At 70.3% G+C, this 14,064-nt stretch carries 11 protein-coding genes; 9 read left to right on the forward strand and 2 right to left on the reverse strand.

The genetic code is table 11. The features are described from left to right. The first annotated feature begins 2 nt into the window (after positions 1 to 2). From ACQG07_RS13430 to ACQG07_RS13460, 7 genes are all read left to right on the forward strand, one after another. Complete coding sequence (locus tag ACQG07_RS13430; RefSeq protein ID WP_274500863.1) at positions 3 to 1,001, forward strand: malate dehydrogenase; 999 nt, start codon at positions 3 to 5, stop codon at positions 999 to 1,001. A gap of 82 nt (positions 1,002 to 1,083) precedes the next feature. Beyond that, complete coding sequence (locus ACQG07_RS13435; protein WP_137243265.1) at positions 1,084 to 1,308, forward strand: heavy-metal-associated domain-containing protein; 225 nt, start codon at positions 1,084 to 1,086, stop codon at positions 1,306 to 1,308. After that, the gene (locus ACQG07_RS13440; RefSeq protein WP_426738519.1) at positions 1,308 to 3,602 is read left to right on the forward strand and encodes a heavy metal translocating P-type ATPase; all 2,295 of its coding nucleotides are present in this window, start codon (positions 1,308 to 1,310) and stop codon (positions 3,600 to 3,602) included. Before ACQG07_RS13435 ends, ACQG07_RS13440 begins: the two co-directional genes overlap by 1 nt. Positions 3,603 to 3,677: 75 nt before the next feature. Next, positions 3,678 to 4,958 carry a GAF domain-containing protein gene (locus ACQG07_RS13445; protein ID WP_426738520.1) on the forward strand — a complete coding sequence of 427 codons (1,281 nt, stop codon included), beginning with the start codon at positions 3,678 to 3,680 and terminating at the stop codon, positions 4,956 to 4,958. A gap of 114 nt (positions 4,959 to 5,072) precedes the next feature. Further along, entirely contained in the window at positions 5,073 to 6,596 is a 1,524-nt protein-coding gene (gene exaC / locus ACQG07_RS13450; RefSeq protein ID WP_085513099.1) for an acetaldehyde dehydrogenase ExaC, read from the forward strand. A 121-nt stretch (positions 6,597 to 6,717) separates the two neighbouring features. Continuing rightward, positions 6,718 to 7,110 carry a DUF779 domain-containing protein gene (locus ACQG07_RS13455; protein WP_426738521.1) on the forward strand — a complete coding sequence of 131 codons (393 nt, stop codon included), beginning with the start codon at positions 6,718 to 6,720 and terminating at the stop codon, positions 7,108 to 7,110. 165 nt (positions 7,111 to 7,275) lie between these two features. Beyond that, on the forward strand, positions 7,276 to 9,459 hold the full coding sequence (locus ACQG07_RS13460) for a DEAD/DEAH box helicase (protein WP_426738522.1): 2,184 nt from the start codon (positions 7,276 to 7,278) through the stop codon (positions 9,457 to 9,459). Positions 9,460 to 9,516: 57 nt separating this feature from the next. On the opposite strand, the gene ACQG07_RS13465 is transcribed toward ACQG07_RS13460, so the two are convergent. Further along, positions 9,517 to 9,783: a mycoredoxin gene (locus ACQG07_RS13465; protein ID WP_274500871.1), complete on the reverse strand. Its 267-nt coding sequence runs from the start codon at positions 9,781 to 9,783 to the stop codon at positions 9,517 to 9,519. A 146-nt stretch (positions 9,784 to 9,929) separates the two neighbouring features. On the opposite strand from ACQG07_RS13465, the gene ACQG07_RS13470 reads away from it, so the two are divergent. After that, positions 9,930 to 10,958 carry a 6-phosphofructokinase gene (locus ACQG07_RS13470; RefSeq protein ID WP_064294489.1) on the forward strand — a complete coding sequence of 343 codons (1,029 nt, stop codon included), beginning with the start codon at positions 9,930 to 9,932 and terminating at the stop codon, positions 10,956 to 10,958. A gap of 60 nt (positions 10,959 to 11,018) precedes the next feature. Here the strand turns inward: ACQG07_RS13470 and ACQG07_RS13475 are convergent, their stop codons facing one another. Beyond that, entirely contained in the window at positions 11,019 to 13,121 is a 2,103-nt protein-coding gene (locus ACQG07_RS13475) for a S9 family peptidase (protein WP_426738523.1), read from the reverse strand. Positions 13,122 to 13,197: 76 nt separating this feature from the next. On the opposite strand from ACQG07_RS13475, the gene ACQG07_RS13480 reads away from it, so the two are divergent. After that, positions 13,198 to 14,037, forward strand: a complete 840-nt coding sequence (locus ACQG07_RS13480; protein WP_426738524.1) for an aldo/keto reductase — start codon at positions 13,198 to 13,200, stop codon at positions 14,035 to 14,037. The last annotated feature ends 27 nt before the right edge of the window (positions 14,038 to 14,064 follow it).

The following is a 14,064-nucleotide window of genomic DNA, read 5'->3' on the forward strand; positions in this document are numbered from 1 at the left end:
GTATGAGCGAACCCACCGTCGTCACCGTCACCGGAGCCGGAGGCCAGATCGGCTACTCCCTGCTCTTCCGCATCGCGTCAGGTCAGCTGCTGGGGCCGGACCGGCCCGTCGTCCTGCGCCTGCTCGAGATCCCACAGGGTCTCGGAGCGGCCGAGGGGACGGCCTTGGAACTGCAGGACTGCGCGTTCCCGCTCCTGGCCGGGGTGGAGGCGACGACCGAGATGTCGCGCGCCTTCGACGGGGTGGACGTCGCCCTGCTCGTCGGTGCCCGTCCACGTGGTCCGGGCATGGAACGAGCCGACCTCCTCGCGGCCAACGGCGGGATCTTCGCACCGCAGGGCGCGGCGATCGGAGCCGGTGCGGCCGACGACGTGCGCGTCCTGGTGGTCGGCAACCCGGCCAACACGAACGCACTCATCGCGCAGTCGGCCGCCGCCGGGGTGCCGGCCGAACGGTTCACCGCCCTGACCCGACTCGACCACAACCGCGCCGTCGCGCAGTTGGCCGCCAAGACCGGCGCAGCCGTGTCCGAGATCGACGGAGTCGTGATCTGGGGCAATCACTCGGCGACCCAGGTGCCGGACCTCTCCCACGCGACGGTCGGTGGTCGTCCGGCCCTCGAACTCGTCGACGAGGAGTGGATCGCCGACGAGTTCATCCCACGGGTTGCGAAGCGCGGTGCGGAGATCATCGCGGTCCGGGGCTCGTCGTCCGCCGCCTCGGCCGCTGCCGCCGCCATCGATCACGTGCATGACTGGGTGAACGGCACGGCGACCCCGGGCCGGCCGGAGCGCTGGACGTCCGTGGCGCTCCCCTCGGAGGGCTGGTACGGCGTGCCGGAGGGGCTCGTGAGTTCGTTCCCGGCCCGCTCGGTCGACGGACGCTGGGAGGTCGTCGAGGGGCTCGACATCGCGCCCGTCTGGCAGCGGCGTATCGACGCCTCCGTGGCGGAACTCGAGGAGGAGCGGGCGGCGGTGCGGGCGCTCGACCTGCTCGGCTGACCCGGCGATCGCGTCCCGCGGACGGTTGCAAGGGGTACCCCCTGGGGGTATAGTGAGGGCTCCGATCCACTGAGGAGGACGCATGTCCGAAACCACCGCAACCACCACCTACCGGGTCGACGGCATGACCTGCGCGCACTGCGTGTCCGCCGTCACGACCGAGCTCTCCGCGCTCTCCGGCGTCGACGGGGTCGCCGTGGATCTCGACGCGGGGACGGTCACGGTCTCGGGCGCCTCGTCGGCCGACGAGGCGGCCATCGGTGCCGGCGTCCAGGAGGCCGGCTACACCCTCGTGGGTCGTCGCTGATGAGCGCGCCACTCATCCAGCTCGACCTCGACATCGAGGGCATGACCTGCGCGAGCTGTGTGGCACGCGTCGAGAAGCGGCTGACCGCGCTCGACGGTGTCGAGGCGCAGGTCAACCTCGCGACCGAACGGGCGACGGTGACCGCGCCCTCCTCCGTCACCGCGGACGAGCTGGTCGCGGCCGTCGCGAAGGCCGGCTACACGGCGACGGTGCGTCCGCCCGCTGACGAACGCGCCGCGGCGGACCGGGAGCAGACTCCGACCTCGGGAACGACGTCCGACCCCTCGGCGACCGTGACGACGCTGCGCACCCGCCTCCTCGTCAGCGCGGTGCTGGCGCTGCCCGTCGTGCTGCTCGCGATGATCCCCGCCTGGCAGTTCGACCACTGGCAGTGGCTCTCCCTCACGCTCGCGACGCCGGTCGTCTTCTGGGGTGGGTACCCGTTCCACCGGGCGACGTTCGCGACGCTGCGGCACGGCTCGGTGACGATGGACACCCTCATCACGCTCGGGACGGGGGCCGCGTACCTGTGGTCCGTCTGGGCGCTCTTCTTCGGCATGGCCGGGATGACGGGCATGCGGCACGAGTTCACCTTCTTCGCACCCGACGCCGACCCGTCGAGCGCGCTGTACCTCGAGGTGGCCGCCGGCGTGACCGTCTTCCTGCTCGCCGGCCGTCTCATCGAGCAGCGGTCGAAGCGTGCGGCAGGCGAGGCGCTCCGGGACCTCATGACGCTGGGCGCCTCCGAGGTCTCCGTGCTCCGGCACCGTGCGGCGGACCCCTCTGACCTCATGGCGCCCACCCGGACCGAGGAACGGATCCCGATCGAGCAGCTGCTCGTCGGAGACCACTTCCTCGTGCGTCCCGGTGAGTCCGTCGCCACCGATGGAATCGTCGTCGAGGGGGCGGCGAGTGTCGACGAGAGTCTCGTCACGGGGGAGTCCGTCCCGGTCGAGCTCGTAGCCGGCTCGAGGGTCATCGGTGGCACGATCGCGCGCGGCGGCAGTCTCGTCGTGCGGGCGACGGCCGTCGGCGCCGAGACGCAGCTGGCGCGCATGGCGCAAGCGGTCGAGGCGGCGCAGCTCGGGAAGAGCCGGGTCCAACGGCTCGCCGACCGCGTCTCGAGCGTGTTCGTCCCGGTCGTCCTGGTGATCGCCCTCGGCACCGCCATCGTGTGGGCGCTCACCGGCTCGACCTTGGAGGCGGCGTTCACCGCCGCGGTCGCCGTCCTCATCATCGCCTGCCCGTGTGCGCTGGGGCTCGCGACCCCGGTGGCCCTCCTCGTCGGGACGGGGCGTGGCGCGCAGCTCGGTATCCTCATCGCCGGACCGGAGGCGCTCGAGCGGGCGAGCGGCATCGACCGCATCCTGCTCGACAAGACGGGTACGGTCACGTCCGGGCGGATGAGTGTGAGGGAGGTCTGGGCGGCCGGCGCGACGGACGAGGTGCTCGCGCTCGGCGCAGCGCTCGAAGCGGCCTCCGAGCACCCCATCGCCGAGGCCATCGTCGCGGAAGCGACCCGCCGCGATGCAGCTCGTCCGGTGGTCTCGGACTTCGCGAGCCTCGAGGGTCTCGGCGTCACCGGCACGATCAACGGAGGAACCGTGCTGGCCGGACGTCCTGCCTTCGCGGAGGACCAGGGCTTCCGCATCGGGCCGGACGCGGCGAGCGCCCTGGCTGCAGCCGCGGAGCGTGCGAGCACCGTGGTGGTCGTCGCCTGGGACGGCGAGGTCCGCGGCGTCGTCGAGGTCGCCGACACCGTGAAGCCGGAGGCCCGCGCCGCCATCGGACGTGCCGTGTCCCTGGGGATGACACCGGTACTCCTCACCGGCGACAACGCGGCCGTCGCAGCGCGGGTCGCGGGCGAGGTCGGGATCACCGAGGTGATCGCCGACGCGAGCCCCTCCGACAAGGTCGCCGCCGTCGAACGGCTCCAGGCGGCCGGTCACCGCGTCGCCATGATCGGCGACGGGGTGAACGACGCAGCGGCGATCGCCACGGCCGATCTCGGGATCGCCATGGGGACGGGTACGGATGCGGCCAAGGGCGCAGCCGACCTCAGCATCGTCTCCGGTTCCCTCGCCACGGCGATCGACGCCGTCCGGCTCTCCCGGCGGACGCTCGGGATCATCCGCGGCAACCTGTTCTGGGCGTTCGCCTACAACGTGGCGGCGATCCCGCTCGCCGCGCTCGGCCTCCTCAACCCGATGATCGCGGGTGCGGCGATGGCGTTCTCCAGCGTGTTCGTCGTGCTCAACAGCCTGCGCCTCCGCCGGTTCCGTCCCGCCGCCTGAGGTTACCCGTCGACCGGTGGGCTGCGGCGGATACACTGTCCGCAGAACCGGTCGACGTGGATGGGTGGTGGTGAGGTGTCCAGTCCGTGGCTGGCGGCCCCGGCGCGTGCCGAAGCGCAGCGCGGACTCGTCCGACGGCTCGTCCGCGAGTCGTGGGAACGGTCGATGGGCCGTCACCTCGACCCGGACAACCTCATGCCGGAGCTCGCCTTCGACGAGGACGAGTTGCGCGACCACCGGCTCGGGCACCCGCTCGCCGGCGTCCTCCCGGTGATCACCAAGCTGCTGGTCAACGACGCGGACGACGACTCCGGCATGCTCGTCGCGGTGGGCGACGCCATGGGCAGACTGCTCTGGGTGGACGGCGACCGTCATCTGCGGCGACGGGCGGAGGGCATGCTCTTCGTCGAGGGTGCCGGGTGGTCGGAGCGGGAGGTGGGGACGAGCGCCCCGGGCACCGCGCTCGAACTCGACCACGGTATCCAGATCCACGCGGCCGAGCACTTCAACCGCCTCGTGCACCCGTGGAGCTGCACGGCGGTCCCGGTGCACGATCCCGAGACCCGGCAGATCATCGGCGTGATCGACATCACCGGTGGCCCGCAGGCGGTCGCCTCGCATGCGCTGCCGCTCATGGAGGCGACCGCCGCCGCCGTCGAGTCCGAGATCATGGTGCAGCGGCTGCGCGCGGTCGCCGACCGCCGGTTCGCCGGTCGTCCACGCACGGACACAGCCCGCCGGACGACCACGGTGCGGCCCGGCCTGCAGGTGCTCGGCCGTGACACCGGCCTGCTGGTCGGACACGGGGCGAGTCGCCCGACCGAGCTCAGCCGACGGCACGCCGAGATCCTGACCCTGCTGGCCTGGCACCACCAGGGCCTGAGCGCCGACGCGCTCGCCGGGCTGCTCTACGACGCGGACGAGGCCGCGGTCACCCTCCGGGCGGAGCTGGTCCGGCTGCGGAAGGTGCTCGGCGGGACCGCGCCGACACTCGTGCCGGCCTCGCGGCCGTACCGGCTCACCACCCCGCTCCAGCTCGACGCCCACCAGGTGCTGTCCCTCCTCGACCGCGGCGCCCACCGCGCAGCGCTCGCCGCGTACCCGGGCCCGCTCCTGCCGGACTCCACCGCCCCCGGTGTCGTCGACCTCCGCGACCGGGTCGCGACGCGCCTCCGCGAGGCGATGCTGACCGACGCCTCGGCGGACCTGCTGCACGACTACACCCGGACCGCGGCCGCGCCCGACGACGTCGAGATCCTGCACGCCTGCCTCCGACTGCTGCCGCCGCGGTCACCGAAGCGCGCCGGCCTCGTCGCCCGCATCGAGGCGATCGACGCCGAGCTCTCGGCGTCCTGACGGCCGATCCGGTCCGCGGTCCTCGACGCAACCTCCTGCAACCTCCGGCCGACTAGCGTCGACGGCACGCACCTGAGCGGTGCGACACCGACAACGTCGTCGACAAGGAGTGACATGACCGTCTACGCCAACCCGGGTACCGAAGGTGCCGTGTTCAGCTACGCCCCCCGCTACGACCACTTCATCGGTGGCGAGTACGTCCCGCCCGCGAACGGGCAGTACTTCGAGAACCAGACCCCGGTCACCGGAGCCGTGTTCACCGAGATCGCCCGAGGCACCGCGGCCGACGTGGACCGAGCGGTCGAGGCGGGATGGAAGGCGTTCCCCGCCTGGTCGAAGACGAGCGTCGCCGAGCGCGCGGTGATCCTCAACCGCATCGCCGACCGCATGGAGGAGCACCTCGAGGAGATCGCCGTCGCCGAGAGCTGGGAGAACGGCAAGCCGGTCCGCGAGACCCTGGCCGCCGACATCCCCTTGGCGATCGACCACTTCCGCTATTTCGCGGGGGCGATCCGCGCCCAGGAGGGCGGCATCTCGGAACTCGACCACGACACGGTCGCCTACCACTTCCACGAACCGCTCGGCGTCGTCGGACAGATCATCCCCTGGAACTTCCCGATCCTCATGGCGGTGTGGAAACTCGCACCGGCGCTCGCCGCAGGCAACTGCGTCGTGCTGAAGCCGGCCGAGCAGACCCCGGCGTCGATCCACCTCATCGTCGACCTCGTGAAGGACCTGCTGCCGGCCGGCGTGCTCAACGTCGTCAACGGTTTCGGCATCGAGGCCGGCGCCCCGCTGGCGTCCCACCCGCGGATCCGGAAGATCGCGTTCACCGGTGAGACCACGACCGGTCGCCTGATCATGCAGTACGCGAGCGAGAACCTCATCCCGGTGACGCTGGAGCTCGGCGGCAAGAGCCCGAACGTGTTCTTCGAGGACGTGGCGCGCGAGCACGACCAGTACTACGAGAAGGCGCAGGAGGGCTTCAGCATGTTCGCCCTGAACCAGGGCGAGGTCTGCACCTGCCCGAGTCGGGCGCTCGTCCAGCGTTCCATCTACGACGGCTTCGTGGGCGACGCGCTGACCCGCATCGGCAAGATCAAGCAGGGCAACCCGCTCGACACGGACACGATGATCGGTGCCCAGGCGTCGAACGACCAGCTCGAGAAGATCCTCTCCTACATGGACATCGGCAAGCAGGGCGGCGCGAAGCTGCTCATCGGCGGCGAGCGAGCCGACCTCGGCGGTGAGTTGAGCGGCGGGTTCTACGTCCAGCCGACCGTCTTCGAGGGGACGAACGACATGCGGATCTTCCAGGAGGAGATCTTCGGGCCCGTGCTCGCACTCACGAGCTTCGCTGACTACGACGAGGCGATCTCCATCGCGAACGACACCCTCTACGGCCTCGGCGCCGGTGTGTGGAGCCGTGAGGCGACGACGCTGTACCGGGCCGGGCGGGCGATCGAGGCGGGACGCGTCTGGTCGAACACCTACCACCAGTACCCGGCGCACGCGGCGTTCGGCGGGTACAAGCAGTCGGGGATCGGCCGGGAGAACCACAAGATGATGCTCGACCACTACCAGCAGACGAAGAACCTGCTCGTGAGCTACGCGGAGGGGCCGATGGGCTTCTTCTGATCCACATCCCGGTCCCTGAGCCCCCACCCGGTCCCTGAGCTTGTCGAAGGGCGCCCTTCGACAGGCTCAGGGACCGGCGGAGGGGCAGGGCCGGATAAACGCCACGACGAAGGAGGACACCATGACCGGACGGGTCGACGTCACCGACGCTGCGGCCGCACTGGTGCGGGAGATGACCGCGCTGCACGGACCGCTCATGTTCCATCAGTCCGGCGGATGCTGCGACGGGAGTTCGCCCATGTGCTACCCCGTCGGGATGTTCCGCACGGGCGCGGTCGACGTCCTGCTCGACACGCTCGACGTGCCCGGGCTCGACGCGCCCGTCGAGGTCTACATGTCGCGTTCCCAGTTCGAGTACTGGAAGTACACGCACCTGACGATCGACGTGGTGCAGGGGCGCGGCAGCGGGTTCAGCGTCGAGGCCCCGACGGGGCAGCGGTTCCTCATCCGTTCCCGCATGCTCGACGACACCGAACTGGAGCGGTTCGGACTCGTCGACAGCGCGCCGGACTGAGCGCTCGCGACCGATGCGGCCGATGGCGTAGACTGGGCACACGCCCGTCGGGCGCCCGTGTCGGTCTCGTGCAACGCTCTGTTGCTCCACGACGACCAGTCGGGCCCGACGCCCGTCTCTTCCGGCCCCTCGGCCGATGAGGCTCTTCGACTGCTCAGGAGGAGCATGCCGCACACCGGCCAGCAACGCCGTTCCCAGGGGCGTTCCAGCACCCGTTCATCTGGCCGCTCGAACCCCAGAGGGTCCTCGTCGCGTCACGACGACGACGCGCCGATCATCCCCATCCTCGCTCGCAAGGTGCGCGAGGTCGAGGCGAAGGCGCAGAAGGGCAAGGTCGGGCCAACCAACCGGACCAAGTACCAGGTCATCGCCTTCCTCGTCCGTGAGGAACGCGCCAGGGTCAAGGCCGACACGAGCTACAGCGACGCCACGCGGACCGAGCTCCTGAAGCGCCTCGACGGTGTGGCGACCATCCTCGCCAAGACGGCGGCGCGCGACACCTCGCTCATCCAGCTCCTCGAGGCCGACGCCGCGACGAGCCCCGTCGCGCAACGGCTCCGGCGCGACTGGCTCCTCGAGTCGGGCGCCGAACTCAGCGCCGACGAACTCATCATCACCGTCGAGAAGCCCGTCGTGGAATCAGTCGTCCCGGCCGAGCTCGCCGAGAAGCAGGTCATCCCGCAGTCGGTCAAGGCACGTCAGTTGGCCAATCCGTTCCTCGCCCCGGACTTCAGCCAGGCGGCACCGCAGCCGACCGTGCGTCGACGACTCGACAGCTGGGAGCTCATGGGCCCCCTGTACAAGGCGTTCGAGCTCGGTTCCGGCGGGGGAGCGGCCTCGATGGACCTGCCCGAGGCCCCGAAGCTCGACCGGCTCTCGCCGCGCGGCCTCGAGGTCATGAAGCACCAGGCGCGCTTCGTCGAGAGCGTCCGTGAAGGACACCGTTCCTTCCTGCTCGCCGACGAGCCGGGCCTCGGCAAGACCGCGCAGTCGGTCCTCGCCGCCTCGGTCGCCGAGGCGTACCCACTCCTCGTCATCGTCCCGAACGTCGTCAAGATGAACTGGGCGCGCGAGGTGGAGCGCTGGACGCCGCACCGACGCGCCACGGTCATCCACGGCGACGGCCAGGCGCTCGACGCCTTCGCCGACGTCATCATCGTGAACTACGAGGTCCTCGACCGCCACCTCGCCTGGCTCGGGACGCTCGGCTTCCGCGGCATGGTGGTCGACGAGGCGCACTTCATCAAGAACCTCCACTCCCAGCGCTCGCAGCACGTGCTGTCGCTCGCAAACCGGATCCGGAAGGCGACGCCCGGTCAGGACCCGCTGCTGCTCGCGCTGACGGGTACGCCGCTGATCAACGACGTCGAGGACTTCAACGCCATCTGGCAGTTCCTCGGCTGGATCAAGGACGGCAAGCCGACCGCCGAACTCATGGAGCGGCTCGAGGACACCGGCCTGACCCCGGCCGAGCACGCCTTCTACGCCGCCGCGCGGTCCGCCGTCATCGACATGGGCATCGTGCGCCGCAAGAAGCTCGACGTCGCCAAGGACCTGCCCGCCAAGCGCGTCGCCGACCTCCCGGTCGAGCTCGACGACGAGGCGATCCGGTCCATCCGCGACGCGGAGGCCGAGCTCGGGCAACGGCTCAAGTCCCGCTACGTGCGGGTCCTGGAGTCGCGTGGTGAGCGCGTCGACGCGCTGCACGATCCGAACACCGACCTCATGCGCATGGTCGCCCAGGCCGAGCTCGACGAGTCCAAGGCCGCCGGTGGCACGGAGAACGTGTTCACCATGATCCGCAAGATCGGTCAAGCGAAGGCCGTCCTCGCCGCCGACTACACGGCGCAGCTCGCGAGGTCTGTGGGCAAGGTCGTGTTCTTCGCGAAGCACATCGACGTCATGAACGCGGCCGAGCAGTTGTTCGCGGGTCGCGGCTTGAAGACGGTGTCGCTCCGCGGCGACCAGACCGCGCAGGCGCGTCAGGCCGCGATCGACGCGTTCAACACCGATCCGGAGGTCGCGGTCGCCGTCTGTTCGCTCACCGCCGCCGGCGTCGGCGTCAACCTGCAGGCCGCCTCCAACGTCGTGCTCGCCGAGTTGTCCTGGACGGCCGCCGAGCAGACCCAGGCGATCGACCGCGTGCACCGCATCGGTCAGGAGGAGCCGGTCACCGCCTGGCGCATCATCGCCGCGCACACGATCGACGCGAAGGTCGCGGAACTCATCGACAGCAAGCAGGGCCTGGCCGCTCGCGCGCTCGACGGCAGCGACCAGGACGTCGCGTCGGTCGACTCAGTGCAGCTGAACGCCCTCGTCCACCTGCTCCGCGAGGCGCTGGGCGCCTGACGTCCGGTTCGTCCGACCGGGTGACCACGGGTCGCCCGGCCGGACGTCGTCGGCTGGTCAGACGCCGAGTGCCGCCTTCACCTGAGCGAGCGACGGGTTCGTCGCGGTCGAGCGGTCGGGGAAGATCACCGTCGGGACCGTCTGGTTGCCGCCGTTCAGCGAGGCGACGAGGTCGGCGGTCCCCGGGACCTGCTCGATGTCGACCTCGGTGAACGGGATACCGGCTGCGGACAGCTGTTGCTTCAGTCGGGCGCAGTACCCGCACCAGGTCGTGGAGAACATCGTGATGCCGCCATCGGCGGGCAGGTAGTCGTCGGCACTCATCCCAGCAGCCTAACCCCGGTGGACGAGGCACCGACCCTCTGGGCCGGAGGACCGTCCGCGCCGGATGAAGCACCGTCGGCGAGACGGTATTGTCGGGGATGACTCCCGGCACCTGAGGTGCCCCGATCCCCATGAGGACTGTTGATATGAGAATTGGTGTGCTCACGAGCGGCGGCGACTGCCCCGGCCTGAACGCGGTCATCCGAGGAGCGGTCCTCAAGGGGACGAAGATCCACAACCAGGAGTTCATCGGCATCCGCGACGGCTGGCGAGGAGTCGTCGAGGGCCTGACGATGCCGCTCGACCGCCACAGCGTGCGTGGTCTCGCCAAGCAGGGTGGCACCATCCTCGGCACGAGCCGCACCAACCCGTTCGAAGGACCGCACGGCGGCCCGGAGAACGTCCAGCACACCATGGACCGGCTCGGCATCGACGCGCTCATCGCCATCGGCGGAGAGGGCACGCTCGCCGCGGCGAAGCGGCTGACCGACGCCGGCCTCAAGATCGTCGGCGTCCCGAAGACGATCGACAACGATCTCGACGCCACCGACTACTCCTTCGGCTTCGACACCGCCGTCGAGATCGCGACCGAGGCCATCGACCGTCTCCGGACGACGGGCGAGTCCCACAAGCGGTGCATGGTCATCGAGGTCATGGGCCGGCACGTCGGCTGGATCGCCCTGCACGCCGGTATGGCGGCGGGTGCCCACGCCATCCTCATCCCGGAACAGCCGCAGTCGATCGAGCAGATCTGCGAGTGGGCGGACAGCGTCTACCAGCGCGGTCGCGCCCCGATCATCGTCGTGTCCGAGGGCTTCACGCTCGACACCATGGAGACCGCGCACTCCGAGAAGGGACTCGACGCGTTCAACCGTCCCCGTCTCGGCGGCATCGCCGACGTGCTCGCACCCGAGATCGAGCGCCGCACGGGCATCGAGTCCCGCGCGACCGTGCTCGGCCACCTGCAGCGCGGTGGCGTCCCGAGCGCCTACGATCGCGTGCTCGCCACCCGCCTCGGTATGGCCGCCATCGACTCCGTCATGGCCGGCGACTGGGGCACGATGATCGCACTCCGCGGCACCGAACTCGTCAACTGCCGCTTCGAAGAGGCGCTCGGCAAGCTGAAGACCGTGCCGCAGGAGCGCTACGACGAAGCGGCGATCCTCTTCGGCTAGACACCCGCCGCACCGACGACGCCCCTGCTCCGGATGGAGCAGGGGCTTCGTCGCTTCGGATCAGGCCGGATCGGTGTCCGTGAGTTCGAGCACATCGAGCAGCCAGGCGAGTTCCTCGGCGCGCTCACGCCACGCGTTGTAGCGGCCGCTCACCCCGCCGTGCCCGGCGCTCATCTCGATCTTCATCAGCGCCGGTGCACCGGCGTCCCGCAGGCGGGCCACCCACTTCGCGGGTTCCACGTACAGCACGCGGGTGTCGTTGAGGCTCGTCGTCGCGAGGATGCGAGGGTAGCGCTTCGCCGGGTCGACGTTCTCGTAGGGGCTGTACGCCTTCATGTACGCGTAGACCTCGGGGTCGTGGAGCGGATCGCCCCATTCGTCCCATTCGATGACCGTCAGGGGGAGCGATGGGTCGAGGATGCTCGTCAGCGCGTCGACGAACGGGACGCCGGCGAGGATGCCGGCGAAGCGGTCGGGAGCACGGTTCGCCACGGCGCCCATGAGGAGGCCGCCGGCGCTGCCGCCCTCGGCGACGAGCCGGGCAGGCGTCGTCCAGCCCTCGCGGATGAGGTGGTCGGCCACGTCGACGAAGTCGCTGAAGCTGTTCTGCTTGTGGAGCTTCTTGCCGTCCTCGTACCAGTGGCGCCCGAGTTCGCCGCCGCCGCGTACATGGGCGATCGCGAAGGTCACGCCGCGGTCGAGCATCGACAGCCTCGCGATCGAGAAGGACGGGTCCATGCTGGCCTCGTACGAGCCGTACCCGTAGAGGTGGAGCGGCCCTGGCCCCTGGACACCGACCCGGCGCACGATGGAGATCGGCACGCGGGTCCCGTCCACGGCAGTCGCCCACTCCCGGAACTGCTCGTAGTTTGCCGGGTCGTAGTCGCCGAGGACCGGCTGCTGCTTGCGCACGAAGCGTTCGCCGGACCGGACGTCGAGTTCGAGCACCGTGGACGGCGTCACGAGGGACCCGTATCCGAACCGGAGCATCGGTTGAGCCCACTCGTTGTTGCCGTGCCAGCCCACGGTGGACAGCGGTTCGTCGAAGGCGATCTCGTCGATGTCGCCACTCGTCGGGTCGAGCAGGCCGATACGCGTGAGGCCGTCGCGCCGATAGGAGACGGTGGTCACGGCCTCGAACGCCTCGACGTCCTCGAGCCGGCGCTCGCTGCTGTGCGCGACGACGACCCGCGCCGTGCCGAGCGGATCCGAGAGTGGCACCTCGACGAGCTCGAAGTCCGGCGCGTCCCGGTTGTGCAGGATGAGCAGCCGGTCTGCGCCGTCGGCCACCCGGTGTTCGACGCTGTACTCGACGCCGTCGGTCCGCGGCCAGACGACCCGCGCCTCCTCGGACAGTGCGTCGGCGGGGACGAGCCGGGTCTCGCTCGTGACCGAGGAGCCGGCCTCGATCAGGAGCAGCGCGCGGCTGCGGGTGAATCCGGCGCCGACCCAGAACCGCTCGTCGGGCTCGTGGAAGAGGACCGTGTCGTCGTCCTGGGACGTCCCCACCCGGTGCAGGTGCACGGTGTCGGGGCGCCAGCTCTCGTCGACCGTCGTGTAGACGATGGCGGTGCCGTCGGGGGAGAACTCCGCCCCGCCCGCGGTCCCGAGGAGCTCGTCGTCGAGGTCGACGCCACTCGCGAGGTCCCGGACACGGACGGTGTACCGCTCGTCGCCTTCGACGTCGACGCCGTAGAGCAGTCGCGTGCCGTCGTCCGACACGTCGAAGCTGCCGAGGGAGAAGAACTCGTGGCCCTCCGCCTCGACGTTGGCGTCGAGGATGATCTGCTCGCCGGGGGCCGCGCCGCCCTCGGGCAGGGTCGGCGGCGTCCAGTCCTCCGGGTCGGCGACCGGGATGCGGCACTGGATGCCGTACTGGCGGCCTTCGACACTGCGGCCGTAGTACCACCACGCACCGGAACGGGTCGGGACCGAGAGGTCGGTCTCGAGCGTGCGACTCTTGATCTCCTGGAAGATGCGCTCGCGCAGTCCGGCCAGATGGGCCGTCTCCTGCTCGGTGTAGGCGTTCTCCGCCTCCAGGTGCGCGATCACCTCCGGTGACTCCTTCTCACGGAGCCACTCGTACGGGTCCACCACGGTGTCGCCGTGGTGGGTGCGTTCGGTCGGTCGGGTCTGGGCACGGGGGGCAGAGAGCTTCGCCATGGTCCAACGCTAGTCGAGGCGCGCCCTCCCAGCCCGCTCGGAGCCATCCGAGGGCCGCCGGGTCTAGCGTGGGGTGATGACGACCATCCCAACATTCGCGCTCAACGACGGTTCGAGCGTCCCCGCGATCGGTTTCGGCACCTACCCCCTGCGAGGCCGCGAGGGCACCGACGCCACGCTGTCCGCCATCGACGCAGGCTACCGACTGATCGACACCGCCGTGAACTACCGCAACGAGGACGCCGTCGGCGCCGCGGTCCGCGAGACCGACGTCCCCCGTGACGAACTCGTCGTCGCGACGAAGCTGCCCGGCCGCGACCACGGCTTCGAGGAGACCATCACCTCGTGCCGCGGATCCCTGGCCTCGCTCGGCCTCGACCACATCGACCTGTACCTCATCCACTGGCCGAACCCCTCCGTCGGCCGCTTCGTCGAGTCGTGGAAGGCCATGATCCAGCTGCAGCGCGAGGGCCTCGTCCGCAGCATCGGCGTCTCGAACTTCACCGAGGAGTTCCTGACCCGCCTCGCCGACGAGACGGGTGTGCTGCCGGCCGTCAACCAGGTCGAGCTGCACCCGTACTTCCCGCAGGAGGAGCTCCTCGCCTTCCACCGCGAGCACGGCATCGTCACCGAGGCGTGGAGCCCGCTCGGCAAGGCACAGGCGTCGTTCGCCGAGGAACCCGTCGCAGCGGCCGCCGCGGCGCACGATGTCTCACCCGCGCAGGTCGTCCTCCGCTGGCACCACCAGCGTGGCGTGCTCCCGATCCCGAAGTCCGCCTCCCCGGAACGCCAGCGCACGAACATCGACGTCTTCGGCTTCGAGCTCAGCGACACCGAGGTACAGGCGATCACGGCACTCGGGCGGACCGACGGCAGGCTCTTCGACGGCGACCCCAACACTCACGAGGAGATGTGAGTCCCGGCGGGCGCGTCCGCGCGCCCG

Origin of the sequence: Plantibacter sp. 2H11-2 (assembly GCF_050031945.1) — a bacterium.
GTDB lineage: Bacteria > Actinomycetota > Actinomycetes > Actinomycetales > Microbacteriaceae > Plantibacter > Plantibacter auratus.

What these genes read in the sequence shown, in the direction of transcription:
- ACQG07_RS13440 (WP_426738519.1), top strand. Translation starts at nt 1,308, where the DNA reads ATGAGCGCGCCACTCATCCAGCTCGACCTCGACATCGAGGGCATGACC.
- ACQG07_RS13430 (WP_274500863.1), top strand. Translation starts at nt 3, where the DNA reads ATGAGCGAACCCACCGTCGTCACCGTCACCGGAGCCGGAGGCCAGATC.
- ACQG07_RS13475 (WP_426738523.1), bottom strand. Translation starts at nt 13,121, where the DNA reads ATGGCGAAGCTCTCTGCCCCCCGTGCCCAGACCCGACCGACCGAACGC.
- ACQG07_RS13465 (WP_274500871.1), bottom strand. Translation starts at nt 9,783, where the DNA reads ATGAGTGCCGACGACTACCTGCCCGCCGATGGCGGCATCACGATGTTC.
- ACQG07_RS13435 (WP_137243265.1), top strand. Translation starts at nt 1,084, where the DNA reads ATGTCCGAAACCACCGCAACCACCACCTACCGGGTCGACGGCATGACC.
- ACQG07_RS13480 (WP_426738524.1), top strand. Translation starts at nt 13,198, where the DNA reads ATGACGACCATCCCAACATTCGCGCTCAACGACGGTTCGAGCGTCCCC.
- ACQG07_RS13455 (WP_426738521.1), top strand. Translation starts at nt 6,718, where the DNA reads ATGACCGGACGGGTCGACGTCACCGACGCTGCGGCCGCACTGGTGCGG.
- ACQG07_RS13460 (WP_426738522.1), top strand. Translation starts at nt 7,276, where the DNA reads ATGCCGCACACCGGCCAGCAACGCCGTTCCCAGGGGCGTTCCAGCACC.
- ACQG07_RS13470 (WP_064294489.1), top strand. Translation starts at nt 9,930, where the DNA reads ATGAGAATTGGTGTGCTCACGAGCGGCGGCGACTGCCCCGGCCTGAAC.
- exaC (WP_085513099.1), top strand. Translation starts at nt 5,073, where the DNA reads ATGACCGTCTACGCCAACCCGGGTACCGAAGGTGCCGTGTTCAGCTAC.